Below are 23,416 nucleotides of genomic sequence, written 5' to 3' on the forward strand. Positions count from 1 at the left end.
GGCCCTCAGCCCCCCAGGAGCTCCTCTTGGTCGGCGTCGGTCAGCCCGGACAGGCGGGAGGCGACGTCACACACCCGCTGCAGGGCCTGCGCGGACTTCTCGCCGAGCCGCTTGATCTCGGCGTCCGACCGGAACATGCGCTGGCCGTTCTCGTCGACGATGCACGCGGCGGCGAGCCGGGCCCGGTACCGCTCCAGCGCGCTCTCCTTGGACACCGACCGCATGTCCTTGGACAGCATCGCCGCCTCGAAGCGGTCGCGGTCGGTGCCGGACATGCCGCGCACGCGGACGGTGCCGCCCCACTCCGGGACCTCGACGTCTTCCCAGGGGAGGTCGTCGGCGTCGAGGATCTGTTCTGCGCTCAGGTAGGCCACGGCGATCACGTCCCCGCGGTGATGACCGGCTTGCCGGACACCTTGAACGTGATCTCCGCCGACAGCTTGTCGTCCACCGGCGCCTCCTGGCTGAACTTCGTGAGGATGAGCTTCAGCTGCCAGGTGCCAAGCCCCTGGGGGAAGACGAGCTTGTAGTTCCGCGGGTCGGCGTCGGCGTAGTCGGCGATGAGGGTGTCGTGCTCGCGCGGGTCGTAGTTGACGGTCAGCGTCACATCGCCGCCGTCCTTCAGGCCGCCGATGAACTCCCTCCACCCGTCCGGGCTGTCGTGGGCGGTGACGTCGTAGGTCTCCCGCTCGATCTCCGGGCCCTTCACGCTGGTCACGTTGGCGATGGCCGCGAAGGTCTCGGTGGACTGCCCGTCACCCCTCTCCAGGGCGATCCCGTATGCGTCCAGACCAGCCATGGGTCAGCTCTCCTTCTCTTCGGTCTGGACGGTCATCCAGACGCGGTACTGCACGTTGATGTGCCGGATGGTGGGGTCGGGATCGCGCATGCTCTGGTGCTGCGCGTGCGCGATCGAGATGTTCGTGAAGCCGTCCACGGCAAGGGGCTTGCGGTCCAGGACCTGGTCCATCGCGGCGAGGATCCGCGCGGCCTCGGCGTAGCCGCGGTACTTCGACCAGACGTGCAGCACGACCTGGGCGGTCAGGCCCTGCCGGTCGTGCGCGTCGTCGGGCAGCTCGGTGATCGAACCGAGCGTCACGTAGGGGAACTCGGCGTCCTCGGGCACCTCGTCGTACACGCCGCTCACCAGACCCATCAGCGTGGCGTCGGCGGTGAGCTTGCCGTACACGGCCTGCTGCAGCGGCCACAGGGCGGTCGCCATCACTGCCCCCTCACGTGCTCGACGACCCGGCGCCGGTAGCCCGGCGCGACCTCGGCCCGGTGGGCCTCGAACGCCGGCACCAGATACGGCTGGTCGGCCATGCTGCTGGTGCCCTTCTCCACGTACAGGGCGTAGTCCAGGGTCTCCTCGTCCCACACGCCGACCTCGGCCACGCCGAGGTCGGCGTTGATGCGGGAGTCGATGGACTCCCACAGGGCACCGGTGCGGCGCGGCACCCGCTCCTCGGCGGTGTCCTGCACGTCCTCGGCCCACTCGCGCAGCGTCTCCTCGCGGGCCTGCCGGGCCGCGCCGGGGATACGGCCGATCGCGCGCAGCACGCCGGCCAGGCCGTCGATGTCAACGGTGACGCCTGCCATCGGCGTCCTCCTCTCAGGTGGTGCCGTCCAGCTGCTGCCGCATGGTGCAGTCGGCCCGCAGGTAGGTGCCGGGCACGGACGGCTCGAAGACGGCGATGACCCGCAGCACCCGGCCGGGCGGGCGCAGCTCGTCGTCGCGGCGCACGTCCGCGCCGGCCGCGAAGTACCAGGTCTCGTCCAGGTCGGAGCCGTCCTGCTGTGCGGCGGTGCGCTCGCGCGCGGTGGGCTGGGACCGGCGGGCCCGCAGGGTTCCGATCTGCGTCCAGGTGGTGGTCTGCCCGCCGCCGCCGTCGTCGGCGAGGACCCGCCGCCACACCGGCACGCTCGTGTTCAGCAGGTGCCCGACGCGGCTCACCGGGACCTCACCACCGCGACGCCACCACCGAAGCGGGCCCGCAGCCGGGCCCGTTCGTAGTCGGGCAGTTCCTGCTCGGACATCAGCGGGCTGTAGGAGTAGGTGCCCGACCAGTCGCCGATGCGTTCCTGGATCAGCGGGCGGCTGCCCAGGTTCTCGCCGGTGGCGCCGCCCGCCCGGTAGGCGATCAGAGCGGCGGCGGCCAGCCGGCACACCAGGTCCACGATGTCCGAGGGCACCGTGGGCAGGCCGTGCGTGTAGGTGACTTCGACCTCGGACGGCTCGCATCGGTCCGACCAGCCGCACGCCCGCCACAGGCGCCCGGAGCGCAGCCGCCAGTCGGTGACCGTCTTGCCGTCCAGCACCACCGAGGTGACCTCGGTGACCGGCGGGCCGGGCAGTGCCAGCCACTGGGAGGCCTCGCCGTCCAGGGTGATGGTGGACGTGGTCTGGCTGATCGGGCAGCCTGCGGCCTCCCGCACCGTGGTGGATGCCACGTCCAGGTAGGTGGCGGCCACCTGCTGCTCGGAGGCGGCGACGGTCAGGCCGCGGGCGGCGAGATCGGCCACCGTTGCCAGCGGGTCCAGTGCCACGGTGGCCTCCCGTCACTCGGTGGGCTTGGGCTTCTTCGCCGCCGTCTTGCGGGGCGCCCCCTTCCGGGGCGGCGACGGCTGCTCGATGGGCGTCCACTCGCCGGAGTCGATGCGCGCACGAATGGTCCGCTGATCGAACGGGGCCCCGACCGTGATGAGGAACTCCGCTCCCGCGGGGCCACGGAAGCGGAGCTTGTCGCCGGCCTTCATCAGCCGCCGATGATGACGTCGGCGGCGGCCAGGCCGGTCGGGCGGATCACCTTGGAGCCGTACAGGTGCAGGCCCTTCACGATGTCCGCGAAGCCCTTCTCCTTGCGGGCCGCCTCGGTGTTGTTGATCTGCTCGGCGTAGGTGACCGCGCCCTGGTAGCCCGCGATGACGAGCTTGCCCGCGCCCGCGCCCGGCCCGTCGGGGGCGTTGTTGGACTTGCGGATGGAGAAGCCGGCCGCCTCGCCGACCATGCCGTTGGTGCGGGTCGCGGCCGCGGTCGCGTCGCCGGATCCGACGAACCGGTCGTCCTTCAGCAGCAGGCCGTAGAACGCCGGCGTGACGATCGCCCAGCGGCCTTCCTCGGGCACGTTGTCCTCGTCGAGGGTGACGCCCAGGTCCACGAGCAGGTCGTAGGCGGCGGACGGCGTGGACAGGGTCTGCTCGGCGAGCAGGTTGCCCGCGTCGACCCCTGCGGCCATGAGCCCGGCCACGTAGGCGTCGGCGACGTCACGCAGCTTGTAGGCGGCCTTGCGGGCCTGCTCGGTCAGGACGGCGCCGCCGTTGCGGGACTGCCGCTTCTCCACGTCGTCGACCTCGAACGCGAAGTACTTCGCCTGGTCGATCAGCAGCGTCTGGTCGCTGTCGTCGACGTCCTCGATGGTGATGTCGGTGTGCGGGGTGTAGGTGCCGATCGTGGGGTCGGCGAGGGTGGTGATGTGGACGGTGTCGCCGTACTGGGAGATGTCGCCCTCGTAGTCGCGGTTCACCACACCGGGGGCCGCGTAGACGAGGGACTTCTCCAGGGTGACCAGAAGATCCGCGGTCCAGACTTCCGGCTTGAAGGCGCTGATGGCCATGGTGGTGTTCTCCTGTCAGGGGGTTACTGGGAGCGCAGGTAGTCCTCGAGGCGGCCCTCCTCGCGGGCCTTGAGGATCTCCGCGTGCTTGCCAGCTGCAGCGAGGCGTTTGACGTCCGCCTCGGTGAGCTGGGGAGGCCGGCCAGTCCCCTTGCGGGCGCCGGAGTCCGCGGTCCCTTGGAACCGCTTGGTGCCGCCTTGCGCGGCGAGATAGGGCTTGGTCTTCAGCAGGTCCTCGATCGCGTCGGCGATCTCGTCGGCGTCGACGTTGCCGTCGGCGTCGACCTCGAACTGGGCCAGGTCCAGGAAGCGGAAGGCGTCCTTGGGGTCGGCCAGCTTCCCCGCGGCCGCCGCCTTCACCTCGGCGCGCACGATCCGCTCGTTCGCCTTGGCCAGCGCGGCGGCCTCGGCCTGGCGGACGATGGCCTCCGGGTCGGGGTTGTCGCCGTCGGCCGGCTTGTCGCGCTCGGCGAGCTGGCGTTCCAGCTCCCGCCGCTTGTCCCGCTCGGCCTTCCACTTGTCCTTCATGGAGGCCAGCGCCTTCTTCCCCGGGTCGCCGAGCTGGTCGGCGCCCTCCGGGTCGTCGTCGCCCTGGCCGTCGCCGTCACCGCCGCCGGCGTCGTCGCCCTGGCCGTCGTCGGCCGCGTCTCCGGTGTCGGTGTCGTCGCCCTGGTCGCCGTCGCCGTCCTCGTCGTCCTCGGCGCCGCCGAGGATCGGCCAGATCGGGTAGGCCTCGGCCGGGTCCTCGCCGGGGCGGGCTTTGCGCCAGCCCAGCGCGCGACGGCCGGTGAGCGGGTGTACGGGCAGGTTGGAGTGCATTCTGTCTCCCGTTGCGGGTTGAGGGACCGGGCGTTGCGCCAGGTCAGGCGATGTAGCCGTACTTCTTCAGCAGGCGGATGGCGTGCTCGCGGTCGCCCTTGGTCAGACGCGCGATCTCCTCGGGCATCAGCCGAGGCGTCTTCGCCCTGGAGTACGTGGCGCCGGGCACCTTCTGGAACTGCGCGGCGCGCGACCCGTAGAAGCCGCGCCGGGTGGTTCCCTCGCGGGTGGCCTGCACCTGCCGGCCGTAGCGGGTCACGGTCGTCATGCCCCGGCGGGCGTTGACGACCTGGGCGATGTCCGCTCCCGCGTCGATGGCCTGCACACCGGCTTCGCCGAAGGCGCGGCGCTGCTCAGCCGGGGTCATCTGCGCGTACACGTCCTCGGGCAGCTGCGGGGTCCAGCCGTCCCCGGGCCGCTTCGGGGCCATCGTGCAGTCACAGTTGGGGTGCCGCAGGAACCCCTCAGAGAAGGGGTATTCACGGCCGGCCAGCAGGATGCACCGCGCGCAGGCGGGCAGCTCCACCACGCGCACGTAGGACACCACCTGGGGGCGGGCGATCATCCCAGCCATGTCCGCGATCCGGCCCGCATCGGCGACCAGGGATCGGGTGGCCATCTCCAGGAACGCGGCCCCGGACAGCATCGACACAGCGATCGACATGCCGCGGCTGATCCGGTTCCAGGCGATCAGCAGCGGATACAGCAGCTGGGGGACCAGGTCGCCGGTCGCCGCGACAGCGGCCTGCGGGTCCAGCCGTCCTGCGCCGGGTCCGACTTCCGCGTCCAGCCAAGATTCCGCAGTGGACGCCGCGCTGAGCTGGCCTCGCCGGATCATCTCCGCCGCCACCGGGGCCCGGGCCAGCCACGAGCGTTCCATGTCGTCCGGGTCGGTACTGTTCCACACCGCGCGCACCGCCGTCGCAGTCGCGGCCGCCTGCGCGGCCCGCTGCTGCTGGTGCTGCTGCGCGGGCGCCGGGACGCTCACGCCGCCGCCTGCCCGTCAGCCTGCCGCGCGCCGTCCGCCGGCCCCGCGTCCTGGCCCATCAGCCGGGCCGCGGCGCCGAGCGGATCGAGCTCGTTCTCCCGCTTGATCATCGCCATCAGGTCGACGATCTCCGCCGGGGTCAGGCCGTACCGCTGGGCGAGGAACTGGAACGGGAACCCGATCTGCTTGAGCTTCAGCAGCGCATCGGCGAGCTGGGCCTGGGAGCGGGACTCCGCGTCGGCCCACAGCATGTAGCCCGACCGCAGCGCCTTTGCCTTGTCCTCGTCGCCCTGGGCCAGGGCGATCAGCGCGAACACCTCGCGCAGCGCCTGCCCGTACCACAGCTGCTTCTCCTCCACCCGCTTGACCAGGCCGGTCTCGGCGGCCAGCAGCGCATCCGCGGACAGGTTGGCCATCTTGCCGATCAGGTAGTGCTGGGGGGTGCGGGTCTGCGCCGCGATGTGGCCGACGGCGACCTCGATGACGTTGGTGTACGCCTCCAGGTTGGCCGCCGTCCACTCGGCGATCTTGGCGTTCTCGCCGGTGATGAAAGCGATGCGGTCCGCGGCCAGCTTCTCCAGATCCAGCGGCTTCTCCCCGACCACGTTGCCCTGCTTGTCGAGGATCGGGATCATCGGCCGCTCGGCCCCCAGCACCACACGCTGCGGAAACGCGGCGTAGTCGGAGGCCGTAAACAGCTGCGCCCACAGCAGATTCACCGCGTCCTGCATGGCCACCACGCCGGACACGTCCGAGATCGGGTCATCGACCAACAACGGTCGGTTCAGCAGCTCCACCACCGGAACCACGCCCATCGGATTGGGCTGCGGATTCGGCTCGTCGCGCATCTCCCGCGGCCGCCAGGCGTCCAGGAGCAGGTCGACCTCGGCCATGTCCTCGGTCTTCGTGCGCCGCTCCACCGGCCGCTCGAACTTCCACACGCTGTCGGGCAGGTAGAGAACGGCCATGTACTTGTCGCCGTCCTGCCAGCGCCGCAGCGCCGCCCGCCGCCGGCGGCGAGAGCCAGGCTCGTAGGCGACGATGCAGCTGGAGGCGTCCTCGAACGTGACGACCGGGGTCTCCTCGTCGTCCGGGTCGCCCCACACCAGAGCGAAAGAGCGCGCGGAGGTGACCGCACCGAGGAACCCCAACTGGCTGTCCGCGTCCAGGCCGTTGGCCTGCCAGACCCGCATGGACTCCGCGTCGGAGTCGTCGTCGCCGTAGGGCTTGATGCCGTTGACGGTCAGCCGCTCCACCGGGGAGTCGGCGACGACCTGAACCCAGTTGTCGGAGAAGTCCTTGTACCGCTGGCCGTGGTACTTGCGGAACTCATCCGAAGCGAACCGCAGCTTCTGCTCGCCCCGGTAGTACGCCTTGTACAGGTCGATGTCCGTGCACCGCGTGACAAGTTCCTTCTCCAGGATCTCCACGAGATTCAGGGCCCTGCTGAGATCCTCCTCATCGGCCATGCCAGGCCCCCTCTCACGCGCCGTAGTAGTAGTTCTTCCTGCGGTTGGCGAGGCCGGCGGCGATGGCGTCACCGGCCGCCTCGTGGGCGAGCACGGAGGTGACACAGGCGTCGATCTTCTGCGCCTCGGACGCCTTGCGCAGCACGTACCGGTCCCCGGGCCGGGCGGCCGCGCGCGCGTTCGCGACGTGGCCGGCGGTGATGGGGCAGCCGTCGTGCGTGAACTTCGTGTCCTTCTTCGTCACGTCGGTCTTCAGCCGCTCGCACGCGGCGTGCATCTGCACCACCCGCCGCGTGTACCAGCGGATCACCTTCCGCTCGCCGTACTTCTCCGCCCAGGCGTCCACCTCGGACTCCCAGTAGGGCGGGTCGGCGTACAGCAGCACCACGTTGTAGGTGCGCATCACCTCGTCCATCGCCGCGTCCACTTCGAGGCGCGGCACCTGGCCGCCGTAGTCGGCCGGGTCCCAGATGGTTGGCTTCCTGTCCGGCCCGTAGACCGGGGTGAACTGGTAGCCGTCCAGGGTCTCCAGACGGATCGCGGTGTGGTCATCGATGTCCGAGCCGTCGAAGCCGCCCACCACCGTGGTGCGCGGCTTCACCAGGCGCGGCTTCGCCCGGGCCTGCCACCTCTCGCCGTCCAGCCACGCCGATGTGCCGCTGACGACACGGTTGCCGTAGAACCGTTCGGCCTGCGCCGGGTCGTGCTCCAGCAGCTCGGCGGCCTCGGCCTCGATCGCGTCCAGGTCGACGTGCGCCGACCCGGCGTAGACGATGGCGTGGATCTTCCGCCGCTGCCGCTTGTCCTTGTACGACAGCGACGCCGGCGCCTGCGGGTGGTACCGGAAGATGTCCTTGCGCTTCGACGCAGCGGTCGTCTGCGCCACCGAGTTCTCCGACGGGTCCCAGGTGTTCGTCGTCTCCATCGACCGGCCGCCCATACCGGCCAGACCGCGGCGCTGCGTCTCCGCCACGCGGCGCAGCTTGTTCGCCGCCGTCCACGTCCCCGTCTCGTCCTGCAACGCGAAGTTGATGGGGTTCCCCAGCCGGGACAGCGCCGACGAGGTCACCACGTCGATGCGGCCCGCGTCGCCGACCCGGATGAACTCCTCGCCGACGCGCAGCTGCTCGCCGAGCGGCCCGAGCTTCACCATGTTCCGCAGCGGCCGGTAAACGTTGGCGACCTGGTCCTCGCTGGACGCCGTGAGCTGGATCAGCGGGGTGGGCCACGGCGTACCCATGGGGTCGCCGGGCTCGTACTCGTACCACCAGCCGCAGTCGCAGCCGTGGTCCGCGCATCGGTACCGCTCGCCGCCCTTGGCCCACCCGGCGAACACCACCGGTCCGACTGCCTCGGCCAGAACGATCGTCGCCGACCACGGGCCCTTGCCGGTCTTCTGCGGTGCCACGATCTGCGAGCGCCGGTAGTGGAACGCCGGCGCGAGCTGCCCGACAGTCGCCTCGGGGCGCACCCGGTAGTGGTTGACCGTGCACCACAGCTGCCACGGGTACAGCTCCAGGTCCTCGCCCGCGCGGAACCCGTCCGGGATCGGGCAGTGGGCTTCGATCCAGTCCGGGACGATCCACAGCGTGGGGAAGTCGACGACGAACCCAGGGTCAGGCGCCTTCGCCACCGGGCACGACCTTCAGCCGGTCACGCGCCGACCGCCTGCGCGGCGCCGGGGCTGCCGCCGCAGCTGGTGCCTGGTCAGCCGTCGCGCGAGCGACCTTCCACCGGTTGCGCAGCATGCCCTGCGTGGACAAGCCGAGGCTGTCTGCGTACTGGCGGACCAGCTTCTTTATGTCGATACGGCCGTCGATCCGCTCGGCCTCCACGAAGCAGCGCACGTACATGGCCACCTCGTCGTGCTGGCCCATGGCCTCCCACATCACGGCCTGCGGCATTGCCCATAGCCGCTCCCACAGGTCCAGCTCCCGCTCGGCCGGCGACACCAGCGGCCAGACGGGCGTCTGCCCTTGGCGGCCTTCAGCGGGCAGCGTCGTCCAGCCGCCCTTCTCGGCGAGCTTCGTCTGCTTCAGCGACCCCGGGTCCGGCGGCGGGCCGGACACCACACGGGCGCCCCCACGAGGCATGTCCATCTCCTCAACGCCGCGTTGCGCAGCATCGGCAGCCGTCACCTTGCGTGACGGCTGAAGTTGATCAAGACCTTTTGAACCCTGCGCACTTCGCAGAGCCCTCCCCGGCGTTCGAGACCCCCTAGTAGGCGGGGGTCACCCCCCACCCGCGTGGCCACGCTCGGTGACTCCAATTCGGCGTTCGTTCGCGGCGTTTCGCCAGGCTCACGAGCTGTGGACCTCGCGGTCGTTCCAGCCTCCCGGCTGCTCCCTGGCCGTATGCCGGCTGTGGTGGGCGTGGGTCATGGCCTGGAGGTTGGCCCAGTCGTGGCCTCGCGGTCCGAGCGGGCCGAGGCCGTCGCGGTGGTTGACCTCCGTGGCGCGGGGCCGCAGCAGGGGCGGTAGGGCCTCGCAGTCGTCGCACTCGCAGTAGGGGTGCGTGCGAAGGTAGGCGCGGCGGGTGCGCTCCCACCGGGCGTCGTAGCCCTTGGCAGCCGCGCTGGGGCGCCGGCGGGCGGCCTTGTTCGCGCAGGCTGCGCAGCGTCCGCCGGTGGTGAGTTCCGGGCAGCCGGGGGTGGGGCAGACCTGCATCGCGCGGCGAGGCATGCGCGCCTCCCAGGGGGGTGTGTGAGGCCCGGCTGCGGAGGGGTGCGGTCGGGCCTCGGCCCTGGGTGGGCTACTGGTACTGGCCGGGCATGGGGCCGGTGTAGCCGTCGGGGACGTGGGTGACGGTGACGCGGCGCCGGCGGGCGGCCAGGTAGACCGGTGTCCACAGGCCCACAGTGCAGACCATCATCGTCCAGTGGAAGCCGATCAGCAGCCAGCCCATCTTCCGCCGGGTCTTGATCTTCGGCATTCGCCCCTCCTCGGTGGTCGGAGCGACCAGCGTGCCGAGTGTGAGGCTGATGTGTGGGTAGCGTGACGGTCATGTAACGGTCCTGGGACGATCCTGCGACATGAGCGCCTGAACACGACGAAGCCCCGACCGGGCCTGTGGGTCGGGGCTTCGTCGTGCGTCTTCGGTGTCCGCTTCGGGGCACAGTTGTTCACCGAGATCGTTGCACGCCTCTGACCTGCGGTCAAGCCGCGCGGTCGGCGCTGCGTTCAGCGGCGAGTGCGGTGACGTCGTCGACGGCGTACCAGGGCTGGCGCGGGGTGCCGCCGGCGCGGGCGAGCTGGCCGCGGTGGACGATGCTGCGGAGGCCGGTGAGGCTGACGCCGAGCACTCGTGCGGTCTGGTGGGCGGTGAGGTAGCCGGGGCGAAGGATCTGCGACTCCATGTCCACCATGATCCGTCAGTGTCCGCAGTGGGGCTTGGTCCACCATCCGCAGATGGCGCAGTACTCGTAGCCGAGGCGGTCCAGCAGGCGCGCGATCATTCGCCGCTCACCTCCTCCCGAACTGGGTGCACGATGCACATAACCCCTTCCGGGGAGTGCACCACTCTCGCCACTTCTCCCGTCTCACCTGCGTAAACATCGCCACGAGAGGGGGGCGCGGTGGGGGAGGGGAGGGGCTGGTCCGTACCCTTCCAGCGGCGCGCGGACCACCAGAGGGCGGCCGCGGCGAGCGCCCATACCGTCAGGACGCCGGCCTCCTCGGAGGCGGCGAACACCGCGGCCAGGGCCCCGCCGCCGAGCGTGACGAGGACGCAGCCGCCGGCCGCCGGGCTGCCGCCCGGCTCCAGCTCCTCGGCGCTCACGCGACGGCCCCGAACACCGTGGTGCCGAACCAGTTCGCGGCCTGCGCGAGCGGGACCGCGGCGAACCCGGCCACGCCCGCGCTCGTGCCGAGGCAGATCCCGCACCAGGCGCCGAGCTTGATGTCCCGGCCGTACCGGGACTTCTTTGTCGCGGCGATGACGGCCACGGACAGGATCAGCACCACGGCGAGGCCGGTCTGCGTGAGCGGCAGGTAGGTGGTGCGGGAGGCCGACTGCCCGGTGTCGCCGCCGACGCCCCAGACGAGGGCGACGTCCCCGAGCCAGTTGGAGATCCAGCGGGCGGCGCGCGCGGTCCAGCCGATCAGGCCGCCCACGCCGAGGATGGTGAGGCAGCCGTAGGCCCAGGCGAGCAGGAAGGGCAGGAGCCTGGCGGCATGGGGGACGGGGTTGCCGCGCAGGGCTTTGGCGCCGGGCCACCAGCCGACGAGGTGGTAGGCGAGGATGCAGATGCCGACGGTGACACCGCCGAGAGTCACATACGTCACGGTGAGGTCCTTCAGTGCAGGACGGCCACGGCGAGCGCGGCGAGGGTGAGGGTGAGGGCGACGGTCCCGGTGATGCGGGGGACGTCGTGGAGCGCGACAGCGCACAGCCCGAAGAAGGCGACTAGCGCGGTACCGGCGAAGAACGCGGCGAGGAACGCGGTGGGCATCAGTTGTAGCCCTGGCCGCCCTGGCCGATCTCGCCGTCGCTCGGCAGCGGGGGCTGCTGCTGGGTCTTCTTCGCCGCCCGGGACAGGGCGGTGCGCACGTAGGGCTCGTCGACGAGCAGCCGCCGGTGCCGGGCGATGTGCTCGACGATGTCCTTGGCCTTGGCGTCCGGGCCGAGGACGCCCGCGGCTTCCTCGACGGCGCCCTGCAGGTTCACGGGCGGCAGGGCGCTGACCTGCTGATGCGTGGGCGCATCATCGCGCCGCACCTCGTACTCGGGAGGCTGCTGTCCGAGGACCAGGGCGACAGCGACCGGGTCCACGTGCAGCCCGTAGGCGCCCAGCACGTCCGCGAGTTCGCCTGGGGCCGCATCAGGGCGCGCATCGGCGGCGAGCCGGATGGCGTCAAGGGGGTCCATCTTGGCGAAGCGCTGGCGCAGGATCTCGGTGGCGGAGGTCGGGCGGCGCCGGGCGGCCGGTTCGTCGAGGGCTGCCGCGGGTGCGGCGCCGTACATGCCGGCCAGGGCGGTGTCGGCGCCGTCGGTGATGCGGCCGCGCTGCACCTCGACGAGGGCGGCGCCGAGGACCTGGTCGCCGACGCCGACGCGGCGGGCGAGCTTCCAGCTCTTGCGCAGCGCCTCTTCGCGCTGGTCCTCGTCGGGGTGCCGGGCGGCGACCGCCTGATGGTAGGCGAGCTGCTGCACCGCGTCGGCGGTGCGCCGCTGCGCTTCGGCGTCCACGCCGGTGCGGTAGACGACGATGCGGCGGGCGATCAGCCCGAGGCCTTCGGCGGCGCCGCTCATCGCCAGGGGGGTGATGGCGTACACCACGGCTTCGGTGACGGTGTGGGCGATGGACAGGCCGGTGCCGCTCGCGGCGGCGGGGGCGAGCCACAGGCCGATGCGGACGGCGGTCGGGGCGGGCTGGCCCAGCATCGTCAGGCCCAGCATGGTGAGGGCGAGGATGAGGGCCAGGCCCTCGCCGGCGGCGACGGCTCCGGCGGCGGTGGCGCCGCGGTGGAACTGGGCCAGGACGTTGGTGTAGGTGCCCCAGGCGCCGAGTCCGCCGACGGCGAGCATGGTGATGGCGGCCGCGCCGAGGATGCTGGCCTGGCCGCGGGTCAGGGCGCGGGTGCTCACCGGTCTTCACCCCGCTCGCTGGCGAGGAAGGCGGCGACGGTCGGGAACTGGGCGTCGACGGACCGGCGCGCGGCCTCGGCCTCGCTGGTCGGCTCGGCGCCGAGGGCGCGCAGGATGATGCGGAGCGACTGGCGGATCGCGCCGCACGCCTGGGCGAGCGCGGCGTGGTCGGTGTAGTCGACCGCACCGTAGGTGTCGAGCATCTGCTGCGCGACGCTGATGGCAACGTCGAGGTCGCCGGGCTCGCGCGGCTCGGTGCGGGTGGGGAGCGTGGCGGCGGGGGTGGCCGGCCAGGTGGGGTTCTGGCGGCGGAGGTGGGCGGTGCTGGCGTAGTCCGCGCGGGCGAGCCGGTGCAGCTCGGCGACGCGGTCCTCCTGGGTTGCGGGCGCGCTGGGGTGCGCGGAATGATCGGTCATGCCGGCTCCTGGTGCAGTCAGGATGTTCGGTAGAGGGTCGGGCGGTGCGATCGCCCCGGGTGCGCCAACACCTGGGAGCTGCTGCCCGGCCCTCGCTGTCTATTCGGTTGTGGTGGCGTCCGACGCCTTCTTGCGCTGGTACTTCTTGATCGCCTTGTCGATGGCGGTCCAGCTTCTGCCGAGGTCGCGGGCGACGTCGGCGATGGTGCCCAGTTCGCGCACGCCGTCGAGCAGCGCCTCGGCGCGTCGGTCGGCGGCGTCGGAGGCGAGTTGGTTGAGCCGCGCCAACAGCTCTTCCTCGTCGCGGATCCGTTCCCGCCAGGGCTTCGGGTCCACACCCACACATTATCCAACCCCCGGGTTGGGCGCAAGGTGGGTAGCCGGCGCCGCGGGCTGCAGCTGCCGCAGCATCAGGTAGTCCTTCGGCTGATACGCGGTCGCGCACCAGCGGCACGTCAGCGTGGCCTCCCCCGGGTAGGCGCGGAGCACGGCGCCGCACACCTCTCCGTCGGGGAGGGCGGCGACGCAGTAGCCGATGCGGGTTCCGTACCGGTGCCGGCGCTCGTCGGGATCCTCGGGGTCCACGATCGTCAGCACGTCGCGCTCCAGGCCGCGGATCTCGTGGGCCATCTGCCCGGCCAGCGGCCAGTCGCTCGCGATCCAGTCCATGTTGATGGCCAGGGCGCGGGCGGCGACGGTGACGCGGCGGCCGACGTCAACGGGGACGGCGGGTGGCCCCCAGCCGCGGTCCGCCTGCATGGCCGCCCGCCAGTCCTCCAGGATCCCGGCGATGCCTCCGGCGGCACGCAGGGTGAGGACGTTCTCGCGGACGGGCAGCGGGGCTTCCGCGGGCCGGGTGCGGCCGGCGAGTGGGCTGCCGCTGCTGCCGGGGGCGAGGAACGCGGCGAGCACGTTCCACAGCGTGGGCATGCGTTCCAGGCGCTGGGTGGTGGCGCGGGTGCAGCCGGGGCACAGGTGGCCGTGCTCCAGCTGCTGCTCGCACAGTCCGCAGAGGTGGGTCATGGGCGTCTCCAAGGCGTGTGGGACCAGTGGGCGAGGGGCAGGCCCGCGGCGATGACAACGAAGACGATGTAGGCGAGAACGGCGATCACGGGCGCGCCTCGCCGGCCATACGGAGCAGCTCGGCGGCGACCTGCGGGGCGGCGACGGGGGCCACAGGGAGGACGGCCAGCACCGCGTCGGCGGCTTCGGTGTGGTGAGCGGCTTGCTCCTCGCGGAGGTCGGTGAGCTGCTGACCGTCGTAGTGCCGGGCGAGGGCGTCGGCGATGCGGCCGCGCAGGGCGGCCCGGTCAGCGGACTGCGCGGCGGCCTGGTCGGGTCCGGCGAGATCTCGGCGCAGGATGGCGGCCCGCTCGGGGTCGAGCTCCAGCCAGTACGGGGCGCCGTTCGGCCCGGACAGGAGGACGGTGATGGTGTCGTCGTCGCCCCACAGGACGTCGTTGAGGCCCCAGCGGAGCATGGTCGGGTTGTCGGTGGCGGCCCGGTCGACGGGCTGCGTTCTGGTGGCGCGCTGCTCCAGCTCGCGGATCGCCGCATCGGCCGCCCGCCGGTGGCGCTGCAGGGCCCGTGTGGTCGCGGTGAGAGACTCGCGGGTCGTGTCGGCGGGGCGCTGCTCGGTGCGCACCAGCTCGGCTAGTGCGATCCCTTCGGTCAGGCTGAGCTTGCCACAGGCGGCGCGGTCGAGCAGCGCGTCAATGCTGATGCGGCGCCGCATGCGGTCGATCTGGTTGGGCTTGGGGGGCCGGGGGGTGCTCACGGTGTCCTCCTGGTGGTGGTGGGTGCCGCGGACGGCAGTCAGGCGGCGGGTCGGGGTGCGGTGATGTGCCAGCCGAGGTCACGCAGCTCGGCGACGATCAGGCGGGCGAGGAGATCCGGGGTGGCGCCGGGGTGCTCCTGCATGACGGCGGCGATGACGGCATGGACGGCGTCGGGGATCACGAGGTCACCTCGCGGCGGTGGGGGCAGTGGCCGGCGTGAGCGCGGGCCAGCAGCTGCTGCACGGCGGTCCGGCCGGTGGCGCGCTCGTGGTGGCCGCAGGAGCACAGCCAGTCGACGACGGGGGTGTCCTCGCGGTCGAGGCCGCGGACGGTGAGGCCGGCGGGGATGCCGGTGACGAGGGTGGGCTGCTCGGTCATGCGGCATCGCCTTCGCCTTCGTGATGTGCTTCCGGGCTACCGCAGCAGTCCGCCGGGTTGCAGCCGCGGGGTACTGCGGCCGGGGTGGGGAGGCCCTGCAGTTCGCGGAGCAGCGCGGCGAACTGGTCGCCGGACATGGTGACGAACCAGTGGCCGGGGTCGGTCGTGCCGCGCCGCTTGTGCCACACCACGCCGAGGCTCGCGCCGTCGTTGTCGCGCTCACGCTCGGCCTCAGCGACCCAGGCGGGCAGCTCCTGGCGGGCGCAGCTCTTCACCTCGATGACGACACCGGGGATACCGGCGATGTCACCGCGGTCCTGAGCGCCGGACAGGGTGCGGCGTTCGGCCTGGGCGAAGCCCTCGGCCCGGAGGAAACGGACCACCGCTGTCTCAGCGGCGGTGCCCTTGGCTTTCGATCGGCTCACAGCAGGGTCTCCTGTACGGGTTGGGGTGGACAGACGTGGTCGGCGAGGATCGGGTGGGTGCACACCTGGGCGTGCCATTGGTCGCGCCAGCGGATGCGGGCGCCGGTGTGCTCGCGGTCGACGAGGCACCACAGGAGCCGCCCGGCCGGCGGGTGGGCGGGGTCGATCGGCTCCGAGTCGGCGCGGACGTCGACGGCAGCGACCCGGTCCGCGGTGCGGGCGACGAGGGTGTCGGCGCCGCACCGCGGGCACGGCTGCCGACGGACGGTCTCGGCGGCGCGGGCGGCCCGCTCGGCGACGACGTGGGCCGGGAGGCGGGTCATGGCCGCCCCTCGAAGGGATGCGAAGGGGTTGCGAAGGGGTTGTCGAAGGGGTGCGCGTAGGGGTTGACCTGCGATGCGAAGGGGTCGAAGGGGTTGCGCGCTGCTCCTCTTACGTAAGGGGCCTGCCGGTTTTTCTTCTCCTTATGCGCGTGGGCGTAGGAAAACCCCTTCGACCCCTTCGACTTGCAGGTCAAAGGCTTCGCAGACCCCTTCGCAAACCCCTTCGCAACCCCTTCGCATCCCTTCGCAGATGCCTTCGCACGGCCGGTCATCGGGCACCGCCGAGGATGGCCAGCGCCAGGCCGCGGGTGACGGACCGGCGGGTGCGGGGGTCTTTGGCCTGGGTGAACCCCTGCTCCTCCAGCCGCGTCACGAACGCTTTCAGCGACATGGGCCGCCGGACGCCGGCACGCTCGGCCCACGCCTTGTAGCTGCCGTACAGCTGGCCGTTCTCGGTGACGGCGTCCGGCACCTGGTCGGTCTCCTCCTCCAGCCAGGTCGCCAGCGGGTTGGACTGGGCGATGTGCTCGCGGGTCTTGGCGGTGACGGCGGTGGGCACGGCCAGGCCGTGCTGCTGCCAGTCGAGGCAGCCGCGGATCGCCCAGTTGAGGACGCCTGCCGCTTCACGGGCGAGGATCTTCTCCGCCAGGCCCTGGACTCGCTTGGCCGCGGGCACGATGACGTCCCAGCCGATGGTCTGCAGGCGGCGGGCCATGCTGGGGCTGCCGGACACATCGGGCAGGTGGTTGGTCGCCAGATGGATCTTCCCGACGGGCTTGAACTCGAAGAACTCGGCGTTCAGGAAGCGAGCGGAGACGTGGTCTTCGCCGGTGAGGCGTTTCACCAGCTCCTCGTCGAGGGGCTTGCCGCGGCCTTCGGCGGTGCGGCCGGTCTCACTGGTGGACAGCAGCCGCTTGCCGACCATGCGGGCGACGTCGTTGGGGATGCCGCCGTCGCCGTGTTTGACCATCAGGGTGGAGGCGGGGACGGCCTGGGCGTACTCGCCGAGGATGCCCATGACGACCCGCATGAACACACCCTTGCCGTTCTGGCCGTCGCCGTGGTGGATGAACATGACCTGCTCGCCGGTGCAGGCGGTGAGGCTGTAGCCGATGACGCGGGCGAGGTAGGCGCGGCGTTCCGGGTCGGGCATGACCTGGTTGAGGAAGGTCTGCCACATGGGGCAGTCTGCGGCCGGGTCGTAGGCGATCGGGGACTGCTGCATGAGGTAGAGGCTGCGGTCGTGGGCGCGCAGCTGGCCGGTGGTGAGGTCGACTATGCCGTTGGCGACGTTGAGGAGCATCTCCGGCTGGTCGAAAACGCCCATGGTGGTGTGTACGGCGGGGTAGGCCTGGAGGACTTCGCGGGCGGCGGCGAGCTTGGGGCGCATGCGCTGCTTGCGGGCCCAGGCGAGGAACTGGTCGCGCTGGCTCTGGCTGGGCCGGTCCTTCTTCGGGTCGCCGGACGGGTCGGGCTCGTTGCTGTAGTTGTCGGCCTCGTCGTCGAGACGGTTGATGGTGTCGACGACGCGGGTCCACACGCCGGTGTTGGCGCCCTTGAGGTTCCAGCGGCCGCCTTCGTAGTAGGCCCAGCGTTCGATGTCGGTGAGCCACCGGATCTCGCTGCCGTACCGGTCGATGACGCGTTCGGCGTTGCCGAGGTCGTCCCATTCGCGGGCGGGCATCGGGGAGGGCAGGGTGATGGGCGGCTCGACGGGCGCGGTCCAGCCGTCGGCGGCCGGGGCCGGGGCGGGGGCCGGGGGTGTCGCGAGGATGGTGAAGTCGTTGCGGCTTGCGGGCGGCCAGGGGGTGCGGGGGTTGGCCATGCCCGCGGTCAAACCGGAGTTGATGGTGGGGATGGCGCGGCCGTCGGGGTGGTTGCCTGCGCGGGCGGCGGCGAGCAGCGCCTGCCGGGCCTCGGCCTCGGTGAGGGCGCCGGCGCCGACCAGGGTGCCGATGTTGAACGCGGCGGTGTTGATGCGGTTGTTCTGGTCGCCGTCGGGTGCTTGCACGATGGCGTCGCACTCGGCCTGCAGGGCCTTGCGGGTGTAGGCGTCGAGCCGGTCGGGGGACAGCGTGAACGTGGCGGCCGGTGCCGGGGCGGGTGTGGGGGTGGGCTTGGTCTGCAGGGCGGTGAGCAGCCAGTCGGGTGCGGCGACCGGCGGCTGGTCGGGGGTGTCGAGTTCATAGATGACGCCGGTGGCGTGTACGGAGCCGGGGCCGATGACGTAGGCGTTCCCGGCGCGGACGTCGCCGTCGAAGCGGCCCTTGAGCGCGCCGAGCCCGTTGCCGAGGCGGGCGTCGGCGGGCGCCCAGTAGTAGTCGTGGTAGCCCTTGGCGGTGCGCACCCGCATCGTGGGGGTGTGCTGTTGGCCGAAGGCGGCGGCCGCGTCCTCGATGGCGCCGGGCCGGTCGGAGTCGACGACGAGCAGCTGCGCGCCGTCTGGGCCCGTGGTGGCGCCGACGGCGACGGCGACGTTGCGGAGTTGGCCGCCGAACAGGGCGCGCACCTGGTGCTCGTCGCGGGCGTAGGTGCGGGTGAAGGCTACGGTGGGGTGCTTGCCTCGGTCGGTGCAGGTTGCGGGGTCGTGGCCGCGGCCGATGCCCGCGCACTGCTCCAGCCCCGGGTGATCGGTGGGGAAGACGGCGAAGCCGTGGCGGGTGAGCCACAGGGCGCCGTCGAGTGCGGTGTGGCCGGCCGTAGCGGTGGTCAAGGTGGGTGCTCCTCGTGGTGGTGCGGGCCCGCCCGCCGCTCGGTATCCGCGTCCGTGGATGTGGACGGTGTGCCGAGGGGAGGGCGGCGGGCGGGCAGTCGGCTTGGCCCGTCCGCCGCCGCGGCCGGTTGGGTGGTCGCGCGGCGGCAGGCGGGGCGTGGCGGGGGCGGGGACTAGAACGGGGGCTCGTCGCCCTGCTGCGGGCCGGCCGGGGCCGGGGTGGCGTGCGGTGCGGCGGGCGCCGGGGCGGGGGCGGCGTACTGCGGGGCGGGCGGCGCGGTCTGCGGAGCCGGTGCGGGCGCCGGGGCCGGGGCCGGGGCAGCGGCCTGGGTGAACGTCGGCTGGTGCGCGGTAACCCAGGCGGCGGCCCGCACGTCGTCGGAGCCCTCGGCGAACGGCAGCAGCGCCCACGCCTGGAAGCCGGAGCTGGTGGCGACCTGGCCGATGCGGCCCAGGACCATGCCGGCGCCTGCGGTGAGGCGGGACACGATGCCCTTGTGGGTGACGTTGATGCGCTCGCGCAGCTCCTGCTCGGGGGTGTCGAGGTCGACGAGGTCGACGACGGCCTGGTCGATCTCCTCGTTGCGGAGCTGGTCGAACCGCTTGGCGATCTCGTGAACGGTGGTGATGAGCACGAGGTGGCCGTTGGCCTCGGCGGGCTTGAAGAAGCCGCCGCTGGCGGAGGGCTGGCTGAACATCGACATGTGGTTTCTCCTGTGTGCGTTGTCCGATTCGGCGGTTGCCGTGCCGGGTGGTGCTTCCTGGCCCGCGGGCGCGGGTCAGGTGGTCTGGTTGCCGGGGCAGCCGGTGGCGAGGTCCGTGGAGCCGGGGCGGCGCCAGGGGCAGAAGAAGCACTTGGCGGCCGGTGAGGTGGGGAAGTCGGACCAGGCGGCCGGGTTGGCCTCGGGGTCGGTGCGCACGATCTGGTCGCGGATGGAGTCGAGGCGGGCGAGCGCGGCCTCGGCGACCTCGGGGCGAAAGTCGTCGACCCAGACGAACGGGTCGAGGATGTGGTGCCGGGGCAGGAAGACGATGGCGACGCGGCGGGGGGTCTCTCCGGCGTTGCGCATGCCGAGGCCGTAGAGGTTGGCCTGGATGCGGTACTGGTCGCCGGGCCCGTTCCGGCGGTACTTGGCCAGGCTTGAGGTGCCGGTGATCTTCCAGTCGAAGACGGTGCCGGTCTGCCGGTCGTACAGGTCTGCGGAGCCGGTGATGTCGGCGGCCTCCGTGAAGCCCTTGCGGACGGTGACCCGCTGCTCGACGAGGTACCGCTCGCCGCCCGGGTCGCGCTTCTCGAACAGGTCGGCCATCCAGGCGTGAACAGCAGTGCCTTGAACACTGGCCCAGGGGTCGCGGTCGGCGCCGGCCACTTCGGGCCAGTCGAGCAGTTTGTAGGCGAGGGCGCGGTCGCAGGGGTTACCGACCTCGGAGGGGCCGATGCGCCGCTGCACCGAGCGGGGTGCGGTGTTGGCGGTGGTGATGATGAGGTCGCGGATCATCTGGGCGAGGCGGGCGCCCGCGCCGGTCTCGGCTGTGGCGTTACTGGGTTGAGCGAAGGTGGGTGTCGCCACGGTGCGGGCCTCCTGGGGGTGGGTTTGGTGGTGCGGGGGGCCGGGCCCGCCTCGGAGTCGTGGGGCGGGCCCGGCCGGTCGGTGGGCTACTCGCTGATGTCCTCGGTGGCCCAGGCGGCGACGGCCTCGCTGGCAGCCACGTAGTGCGCCCACAGCCGCGGGTCCTGAGCGGTGGGAATGGGCAGTCCAGCAAGCAGGATTCGGACGACGTCGACGACGGTGGCCGGGTCCGCCCAGCGGGGCAGCGGCAGGAACTCGGGCTCCTCGGTCAGTACGCCGTGCTGCCCGCGGGGTGCCCACTGCCACTGTTCGGCCGGGTGCTCCCAGACGAGGGCGACACCGTGGTCGTACTCGCCGATGCCGAGCGCCGGGTGGTCGCCGTCCCAGACGAGCAGGCCGGTCAGCATGGTGGTCAGCCCGGCGTCCGGCCCGGAGACGTAGCGGTCGGTCTCGGTGTCGTCGGTCTCCCACTCGGTGGGCTCCAGCCCGGCGGCGGTCAGTGCGTCGACGACGGCCTGGATGTACGGGTCATGCGGCAGCGTGCGGATCATTGGATTCCTTCGAGGTCTGGTGGTTGAGGCCGAGAGCGTCCAGCAGCAGCCGCAGGTCGGCGCGGGATTTGGCGTGGCGGAGGACGACGCGGGACGCCTTGACGCGCTCCTCGCGGGTGTTGGCGCGGTTGAGGGTGGTGAGGTGATCGCTGCCGCGGGAAATGTTCACGGCGTGCCTCCTGTCGTGGCGTGGCCGCAGGTGGTGCAGGTGCGGGCGCCGTTGGGAAAGGCGAGGTGCGGCCGTTGGATCTGCTCGCGCGGGCACTGCTCGTGGACGAGACCCTCCGGCTCGTCGCCGAGCAGGTCGGCGAGCGGCACGAGGACCTCGGCGCGGCGGCGGGGCGCGCGGTGCCGGCCGCTGCGGGCGGGCCAGGTGCGGGCGACGGTGACGGAGCCGACACCGATGGCGGTGAGGTCGGCGCCGAGGGCCGCAGTGAACGCGTTCACGGCGCGGCCTCCAGGTCCGTGTCGAAGTGGGGTCCGCCGGCCGCCATGTAGTCGGCGCGGTCGCGGGCCTCGTTCGCGGCCTGCAGCTCGGCGAGCCGCTGCTCCAAGGCACGCATCTGCGCGCGGGCCCGGAGCAGCTCGGCGGACGGGGTGGCCGGGCGGACGGACGCGCCGTCGAGGGGACGCCGCAGGTCGGTCAGGTCGGCGACCAGGCGGGCGGCGGTCTCGGCCGCGGCCTTGAAGGCGTCGCGCTCGTCGAGCGCCTGGTCGCGTTCGTCGCGGAGCCGGGCGGCGAGGGCGGTGGCCGCGGTGAGCAGCTCGTCGTAGCGGCGGCGGGTGATGATTCCGAACATCAGCAGGCACCGCCCTGCGAGTCCTCGCGCAGCGCCTGCACGGGGGCGATCCGCCGGGTGATGCCGTCGGCCGGCCGCTCGTACTCGGCGATCCGCGCCTCCAGCTCGGCCGTGTAGGCGATGACGTTGCTGAGGACGTGGCGCAGGTCGTCCTTCGTCATGCGGGCGTCGAGGGCGTCACGGGCGCGGTCGAGGATGGTGCGCGCCTGCTGTCCCTGGGGGGCCTGCGGCGCGGACTGCTCGGTGTCGCCCTCCAGCTCGGCGACGCGGTTCAGCAGCCACTCGACGGCCGGGGCCACCCGCTCGTGGATCTCGACCTCCGCCGGGACACGGCGGGGCTGTCCGGTCGGGGACAGCAGGCCGCGCACGTTCAGCAGGTCGGCCTCGGCGGCGACGAGCCGGGCACGGTGCCGCTCACGCTGCGCCTCCAGCTCGGCGACCGTCTCGGGAGACTGCAGCAGCTGCGCGGAGTCGAGGGCCACGGCCAGCGCGGCCGGGAGCGTGCGGCCCTGCTGCATGGCGCGGGAGATGACGTCTGCGGCGGCGTTCACCAGGCGCGTGTGCATGCGACTGCTGACGTGGGAGGTAGTCTCGGTGGTCACGGTGACCTCTGCTTTCTCTGCTGTGTGGAGGCGCCGAGTCGTGGGGTCGCCGGCCGGGCAAGCTGGGCGGCCCTTCGGCGTCTCAGGCGGGGTGTGTGGTCAGGCGGCGCGCTGCGCGAGGGTGTCGGCGGCCTCCAGGGCTGCCAGCCACTCCTCGACGACGGCCCGCCGGTACAGGACCTGCCGGCCGCGGCGGAAGCCCCGCGGGCCGAGGCCGCGGTGCCGCATCATGCGGACGGCGTTAGGTGTGATCCGCAGGATGTCCGCGAGTTCCTTCGTCGTCATGCAGGGCGATACGGTGTTCGTCTCGCTCATCATTGCTCCTCGTTGGGTTTCGTTGTATGTCTGTGATCCGGCAGCCGATGAGTTCGGCTATCCGGGCCATGACCTCGGGTTGCGCGCCACGCTGGCCCCGTTCGATGCGGGAGAGGTGGCTGTGGCTTATCCCGGCGGCTTCGGCGAATCTGCGCAGGCCGTAGCCGCGTTCCTCGCGCTGCCTCCGGATGGCTTGTCCGTTTGGCTGCACATAACGACCGTACCCAACGATGCGCAACGACGCAACACGTAAGCATTACTAAACGTATCGACACCGCACATGTGTTGCTGGCGTGGAGAGGGGGTGGCTGCGGCGCGGAGAGTGGCCGGATGCCTGGTCGCCAGATGCGGGAACAACCTCTAACGTGGTGCCTAACGGTGCCTATCGAGGGGATGGGCGCCCCGAACAGCCCAGGAGAGGCGGCCATGAACCGCGACCCCAAGGCGTGGGCACGGCTCGGCCAGGCACTAGCCGCAGCACGACGCGCTCAAGGCCTCACGCAGGACGAGCTAGCGGCGCGAGCAGGCGTCTCCCTGGGCAGCGTCCAACGCGCAGAATCCGGCGTCGTGCCCAAAACGCGCATGCCGATCACACTGCATCCGATCGCGCGTGCCCTCGGCTGGCCAACCGGCGCAGTCGATGCCATCCTCGCCGGCGCCGAGTCGCCCGGTGACTACGAGAACCACGATGTGCAGCGGAGCGTGAACGCCGAGCGATACGAGACGATCATCTCGGGCGCCATGGTCCGCGCGTTGAAGGGCGTCAGCGTCGACGACATCCGGGCCGCAACGAAGATCGCTCTGGACGCGTTGCGCCGAGAGCACCTGCTTTAGAGACACCTGGCGTGCAACTTCCAACGGAATCCTGCGACTCATAGCGATCGAACGGTCACTCGTCATATGCTCCCGATCCCGGAGGGTCCTGCTCCGGGCCATTTGTAACGGGGGTGCTCTATGTCTGGCTCCGTGGTTCTTGCCGCTCCGCTCGGTCGCGGGATCGCCGCATTCACCTGCCAGCTCCGCAACAAGCCGACCGCGGTCATCAACACGGCGGCAGCCGACGATCCGG

39 protein-coding genes are annotated in these 23,416 nt (G+C 71.8%); 1 reads left to right on the forward strand and 38 read right to left on the reverse strand.

What is annotated here, in order from left to right:
• Nucleotides 1-5: 5 nt before the first annotated feature.
• The 38 genes from IE286_RS11350 to IE286_RS11535 form a co-directional block, all read right to left on the reverse strand.
• The gene (locus tag IE286_RS11350; protein WP_229862340.1) at nt 6-383 is read right to left on the reverse strand and encodes a phage tail assembly chaperone; all 378 of its coding nucleotides are present in this window, start codon (nt 381-383) and stop codon (nt 6-8) included.
• Nucleotides 380-799 (reverse strand): phage tail tube protein, encoded by a 420-nt coding sequence (locus IE286_RS11355; RefSeq protein WP_189796530.1) that lies wholly within the window; start codon nt 797-799, stop codon nt 380-382. Before IE286_RS11355 ends, IE286_RS11350 begins: the two co-directional genes overlap by 4 nt.
• Nucleotides 800-802: 3 nt before the next feature.
• Nucleotides 803-1,222, reverse strand: coding sequence for a DUF3168 domain-containing protein (locus IE286_RS11360; RefSeq protein ID WP_189796531.1), 420 nt, complete (start codon nt 1,220-1,222; stop codon nt 803-805).
• Nucleotides 1,222-1,599 (reverse strand): HK97-gp10 family putative phage morphogenesis protein, encoded by a 378-nt coding sequence (locus IE286_RS11365; RefSeq protein ID WP_189796532.1) that lies wholly within the window; start codon nt 1,597-1,599, stop codon nt 1,222-1,224. Before IE286_RS11365 ends, IE286_RS11360 begins: the two co-directional genes overlap by 1 nt.
• A gap of 13 nt (nt 1,600-1,612) precedes the next feature.
• A complete protein-coding gene (locus tag IE286_RS11370) occupies nt 1,613-1,954 on the reverse strand; it encodes a phage head completion protein (RefSeq protein ID WP_189796533.1) in 342 nt (113 codons plus the stop codon).
• Complete coding sequence (locus tag IE286_RS11375; RefSeq protein WP_189796534.1) at nt 1,951-2,547, reverse strand: head-tail connector protein; 597 nt, start codon at nt 2,545-2,547, stop codon at nt 1,951-1,953. The genes IE286_RS11370 and IE286_RS11375 overlap by 4 nt, the downstream gene beginning before the upstream one ends.
• 12 nt (nt 2,548-2,559) lie before the next feature.
• The gene (locus IE286_RS11380) at nt 2,560-2,757 is read right to left on the reverse strand and encodes a hypothetical protein (RefSeq protein WP_189796535.1); all 198 of its coding nucleotides are present in this window, start codon (nt 2,755-2,757) and stop codon (nt 2,560-2,562) included.
• Entirely contained in the window at nt 2,757-3,614 is an 858-nt protein-coding gene (locus IE286_RS11385; RefSeq protein WP_189796536.1) for a phage major capsid protein, read from the reverse strand. The genes IE286_RS11380 and IE286_RS11385 overlap by 1 nt, the downstream gene beginning before the upstream one ends.
• 23 nt (nt 3,615-3,637) lie before the next feature.
• Entirely contained in the window at nt 3,638-4,432 is a 795-nt protein-coding gene (locus IE286_RS11390) for a hypothetical protein (protein ID WP_189796537.1), read from the reverse strand.
• A 43-nt stretch (nt 4,433-4,475) separates the two neighbouring features.
• On the reverse strand, nt 4,476-5,420 hold the full coding sequence (locus tag IE286_RS11395; RefSeq protein ID WP_189796538.1) for a VG15 protein: 945 nt from the start codon (nt 5,418-5,420) through the stop codon (nt 4,476-4,478).
• Nucleotides 5,417-6,889 (reverse strand): phage portal protein, encoded by a 1,473-nt coding sequence (locus tag IE286_RS11400; protein WP_189796539.1) that lies wholly within the window; start codon nt 6,887-6,889, stop codon nt 5,417-5,419. Before IE286_RS11400 ends, IE286_RS11395 begins: the two co-directional genes overlap by 4 nt.
• Nucleotides 6,890-6,902: 13 nt before the next feature.
• On the reverse strand, nt 6,903-8,522 hold the full coding sequence (locus IE286_RS11405; RefSeq protein ID WP_189796540.1) for a terminase large subunit domain-containing protein: 1,620 nt from the start codon (nt 8,520-8,522) through the stop codon (nt 6,903-6,905).
• Nucleotides 8,506-8,982 carry a hypothetical protein gene (locus IE286_RS11410; protein ID WP_229862342.1) on the reverse strand — a complete coding sequence of 159 codons (477 nt, stop codon included), beginning with the start codon at nt 8,980-8,982 and terminating at the stop codon, nt 8,506-8,508. The genes IE286_RS11405 and IE286_RS11410 overlap by 17 nt, the downstream gene beginning before the upstream one ends.
• A gap of 207 nt (nt 8,983-9,189) precedes the next feature.
• On the reverse strand, nt 9,190-9,570 hold the full coding sequence (locus IE286_RS11415) for an HNH endonuclease (RefSeq protein ID WP_189796541.1): 381 nt from the start codon (nt 9,568-9,570) through the stop codon (nt 9,190-9,192).
• A 70-nt stretch (nt 9,571-9,640) separates the two neighbouring features.
• The gene (locus IE286_RS11420; RefSeq protein WP_189796542.1) at nt 9,641-9,820 is read right to left on the reverse strand and encodes a hypothetical protein; all 180 of its coding nucleotides are present in this window, start codon (nt 9,818-9,820) and stop codon (nt 9,641-9,643) included.
• Nucleotides 9,821-10,043: 223 nt separating this feature from the next.
• Complete coding sequence (locus IE286_RS11425; protein WP_189796543.1) at nt 10,044-10,244, reverse strand: hypothetical protein; 201 nt, start codon at nt 10,242-10,244, stop codon at nt 10,044-10,046.
• Between the two features lie 95 nt (nt 10,245-10,339).
• Nucleotides 10,340-10,666 carry a hypothetical protein gene (locus IE286_RS11430; protein ID WP_189796544.1) on the reverse strand — a complete coding sequence of 109 codons (327 nt, stop codon included), beginning with the start codon at nt 10,664-10,666 and terminating at the stop codon, nt 10,340-10,342.
• Entirely contained in the window at nt 10,663-11,172 is a 510-nt protein-coding gene (locus IE286_RS11435) for a hypothetical protein (RefSeq protein ID WP_189796545.1), read from the reverse strand. Before IE286_RS11435 ends, IE286_RS11430 begins: the two co-directional genes overlap by 4 nt.
• Nucleotides 11,173-11,183: 11 nt before the next feature.
• A complete protein-coding gene (locus IE286_RS11440) occupies nt 11,184-11,339 on the reverse strand; it encodes a hypothetical protein (protein WP_189796546.1) in 156 nt (51 codons plus the stop codon).
• The gene (locus IE286_RS11445) at nt 11,339-12,475 is read right to left on the reverse strand and encodes a hypothetical protein (protein ID WP_189796547.1); all 1,137 of its coding nucleotides are present in this window, start codon (nt 12,473-12,475) and stop codon (nt 11,339-11,341) included. The genes IE286_RS11440 and IE286_RS11445 overlap by 1 nt, the downstream gene beginning before the upstream one ends.
• Nucleotides 12,472-12,891: a hypothetical protein gene (locus IE286_RS11450; RefSeq protein ID WP_189796548.1), complete on the reverse strand. Its 420-nt coding sequence runs from the start codon at nt 12,889-12,891 to the stop codon at nt 12,472-12,474. Before IE286_RS11450 ends, IE286_RS11445 begins: the two co-directional genes overlap by 4 nt.
• Nucleotides 12,892-12,990: 99 nt before the next feature.
• Nucleotides 12,991-13,227: a hypothetical protein gene (locus IE286_RS11455; RefSeq protein ID WP_189796549.1), complete on the reverse strand. Its 237-nt coding sequence runs from the start codon at nt 13,225-13,227 to the stop codon at nt 12,991-12,993.
• 9 nt (nt 13,228-13,236) lie between these two features.
• Nucleotides 13,237-13,914, reverse strand: coding sequence for a hypothetical protein (locus IE286_RS11460; RefSeq protein ID WP_189796550.1), 678 nt, complete (start codon nt 13,912-13,914; stop codon nt 13,237-13,239).
• Nucleotides 13,915-13,999: 85 nt separating this feature from the next.
• Nucleotides 14,000-14,668, reverse strand: coding sequence for a hypothetical protein (locus IE286_RS11465; protein ID WP_189796551.1), 669 nt, complete (start codon nt 14,666-14,668; stop codon nt 14,000-14,002).
• Between the two features lie 38 nt (nt 14,669-14,706).
• Nucleotides 14,707-14,850 (reverse strand): hypothetical protein, encoded by a 144-nt coding sequence (locus IE286_RS11470; protein WP_189796552.1) that lies wholly within the window; start codon nt 14,848-14,850, stop codon nt 14,707-14,709.
• Entirely contained in the window at nt 14,847-15,047 is a 201-nt protein-coding gene (locus tag IE286_RS11475; RefSeq protein ID WP_189796553.1) for a hypothetical protein, read from the reverse strand. The genes IE286_RS11470 and IE286_RS11475 overlap by 4 nt, the downstream gene beginning before the upstream one ends.
• Complete coding sequence (locus tag IE286_RS11480) at nt 15,044-15,472, reverse strand: PDDEXK family nuclease (protein ID WP_229862344.1); 429 nt, start codon at nt 15,470-15,472, stop codon at nt 15,044-15,046. Before IE286_RS11480 ends, IE286_RS11475 begins: the two co-directional genes overlap by 4 nt.
• On the reverse strand, nt 15,469-15,795 hold the full coding sequence (locus IE286_RS11485) for a hypothetical protein (protein WP_189796554.1): 327 nt from the start codon (nt 15,793-15,795) through the stop codon (nt 15,469-15,471). The genes IE286_RS11480 and IE286_RS11485 overlap by 4 nt, the downstream gene beginning before the upstream one ends.
• 268 nt (nt 15,796-16,063) lie before the next feature.
• The gene (locus IE286_RS11490) at nt 16,064-18,508 is read right to left on the reverse strand and encodes a phage/plasmid primase, P4 family (RefSeq protein ID WP_189796555.1); all 2,445 of its coding nucleotides are present in this window, start codon (nt 18,506-18,508) and stop codon (nt 16,064-16,066) included.
• A gap of 173 nt (nt 18,509-18,681) precedes the next feature.
• The gene (locus IE286_RS11495) at nt 18,682-19,212 is read right to left on the reverse strand and encodes a hypothetical protein (RefSeq protein WP_189796556.1); all 531 of its coding nucleotides are present in this window, start codon (nt 19,210-19,212) and stop codon (nt 18,682-18,684) included.
• A gap of 75 nt (nt 19,213-19,287) precedes the next feature.
• Nucleotides 19,288-20,079, reverse strand: a complete 792-nt coding sequence (locus IE286_RS11500; protein WP_229862349.1) for a PD-(D/E)XK nuclease family protein — start codon at nt 20,077-20,079, stop codon at nt 19,288-19,290.
• An 86-nt stretch (nt 20,080-20,165) separates the two neighbouring features.
• Nucleotides 20,166-20,630: a hypothetical protein gene (locus IE286_RS11505; RefSeq protein WP_189796557.1), complete on the reverse strand. Its 465-nt coding sequence runs from the start codon at nt 20,628-20,630 to the stop codon at nt 20,166-20,168.
• Nucleotides 20,608-20,799, reverse strand: a complete 192-nt coding sequence (locus IE286_RS11510; protein ID WP_229862352.1) for a hypothetical protein — start codon at nt 20,797-20,799, stop codon at nt 20,608-20,610. The genes IE286_RS11505 and IE286_RS11510 overlap by 23 nt, the downstream gene beginning before the upstream one ends.
• Nucleotides 20,796-21,077: a hypothetical protein gene (locus IE286_RS11515; RefSeq protein ID WP_189796558.1), complete on the reverse strand. Its 282-nt coding sequence runs from the start codon at nt 21,075-21,077 to the stop codon at nt 20,796-20,798. Before IE286_RS11515 ends, IE286_RS11510 begins: the two co-directional genes overlap by 4 nt.
• Complete coding sequence (locus IE286_RS11520; RefSeq protein ID WP_189796559.1) at nt 21,074-21,430, reverse strand: hypothetical protein; 357 nt, start codon at nt 21,428-21,430, stop codon at nt 21,074-21,076. Before IE286_RS11520 ends, IE286_RS11515 begins: the two co-directional genes overlap by 4 nt.
• Entirely contained in the window at nt 21,430-22,032 is a 603-nt protein-coding gene (locus tag IE286_RS11525; RefSeq protein WP_189796560.1) for a hypothetical protein, read from the reverse strand. Before IE286_RS11525 ends, IE286_RS11520 begins: the two co-directional genes overlap by 1 nt.
• Before the next feature lie 99 nt (nt 22,033-22,131).
• The gene (locus IE286_RS11530) at nt 22,132-22,317 is read right to left on the reverse strand and encodes a helix-turn-helix domain-containing protein (RefSeq protein WP_189796561.1); all 186 of its coding nucleotides are present in this window, start codon (nt 22,315-22,317) and stop codon (nt 22,132-22,134) included.
• Nucleotides 22,274-22,558 (reverse strand): helix-turn-helix domain-containing protein, encoded by a 285-nt coding sequence (locus IE286_RS11535; protein ID WP_189796562.1) that lies wholly within the window; start codon nt 22,556-22,558, stop codon nt 22,274-22,276. The genes IE286_RS11530 and IE286_RS11535 overlap by 44 nt, the downstream gene beginning before the upstream one ends.
• Nucleotides 22,559-22,773: 215 nt before the next feature.
• Here IE286_RS11535 and IE286_RS11540 point away from each other — a divergent pair, with 215 nt between their 5' ends.
• Nucleotides 22,774-23,181: a helix-turn-helix domain-containing protein gene (locus IE286_RS11540; protein ID WP_189796563.1), complete on the forward strand. Its 408-nt coding sequence runs from the start codon at nt 22,774-22,776 to the stop codon at nt 23,179-23,181.
• Nucleotides 23,182-23,416 lie beyond the last annotated feature (235 nt).

It is taken from the genome of Streptomyces thermodiastaticus (assembly GCF_014656135.1).
Classification (GTDB): Bacteria; Actinomycetota; Actinomycetes; order Streptomycetales; family Streptomycetaceae; genus Streptomyces; species Streptomyces thermodiastaticus.